Origin of the sequence: Phocaeicola sp. RTP21198st1_B8_RTP21198_201120, assembly GCF_040929485.1 — a bacterium.
GTDB classification, from domain to species: Bacteria; Bacteroidota; Bacteroidia; order Bacteroidales; family Bacteroidaceae; genus Phocaeicola; species Phocaeicola dorei.
The window spans coordinates 1-1,021 of sequence record NZ_JBCOCI010000572.1; the positions used below are offsets into that span (position 1 = coordinate 1).

2 protein-coding genes are annotated in these 1,021 nt (G+C 43.5%); both read left to right on the forward strand.

What is annotated here, in order from left to right; genetic code table 11:
• A partial coding sequence (locus AB5935_RS28200; protein ID WP_368328128.1) for a RagB/SusD family nutrient uptake outer membrane protein occupies positions 1-382 on the forward strand: 382 nt, incomplete at its 5' end.
• A partial coding sequence (locus AB5935_RS28205; protein WP_368328129.1) for a RagB/SusD family nutrient uptake outer membrane protein occupies positions 373-1,021 on the forward strand: 649 nt, incomplete at its 3' end. The genes AB5935_RS28200 and AB5935_RS28205, both read left to right, overlap by 10 nt.

Below are 1,021 nucleotides of genomic sequence, written 5' to 3' on the forward strand. Positions count from 1 at the left end.
TTGGGGTGGTGCTCCGTTGATTACTAAGGAAATTTCTCGTGAAGAAGTGTATAAGGTAGCACGTTCCAGTCAGGAGGATACTTACAAACAGGCGATTTCTGATTTTGAAGATGCGTTTAACAGGCTGCCTGACAGTTGGGCAAGCAGTGAGGCAGGCCGGGTGACGAAATATGCTGCTGCCGGTATGCTGGGACGTACTTATATGTATATGCATAATTACACGAAGGCGGCAGAATATTTGGGAAAAGTCATTGAACAGGAAGGCACTCTTTATGAACTGGTAAATATGAAGATTGTTTCAGTGACGAATATAATAATGGTAAAGAACGGGTTTGGGAAGTTCAATATCTGGGTGGTACTACTGGTAAGGCTTTGGGATTAAGTCAAAGTTTTAGTGGTTGGTTCATTCCTTCTACGCTGAATAAAGAGAAAGGGGACTATGCTAAGTTGAACGGCATTACGTTCAATGGTGCTTCCAGCTCCATCCGTGCTTCCATGTCCATTGCGGGCGACGGAGTGTATGAAACAGGAGATAAGAGAAGAGACTTGACAATAGTCAATAACCTGTATCTTGACAAGAGCGCTCCGCAGGCCGATGTATATGTGGTGCGGAAGTTCTTAAGAGCCGCTAAGAATGCGCCGACGGCAGTTGACGAATGGGGAAATAATATTCCTATCCTGCGTTATACGGATGTTAAGTTGATGTATGCGGAAGCACTGAACGAATTGGATTATGCTACTTATCTATCTACCGATATATTGCCAATTATCAATGACGTAAGAAAGAGAGCAGGTCTGTCTGCTAAATTGTCAAGTGATTTTGCCGATAAACAAGCGGTATTAGACTATCTCGTTAAAGAGCGTTTTGTAGAATTCTCTTTCGAAGGAATCCGCTGGCCGGACTTGATTCGTTGGGATTTAGCAGAAGAGGCGATGGCAACACACTTTGCCCTGGTAGACGAAGGTTATAATGAAACGACCGAACAGCCTACGTATGCAATGAAGTCATATAATAAATTGG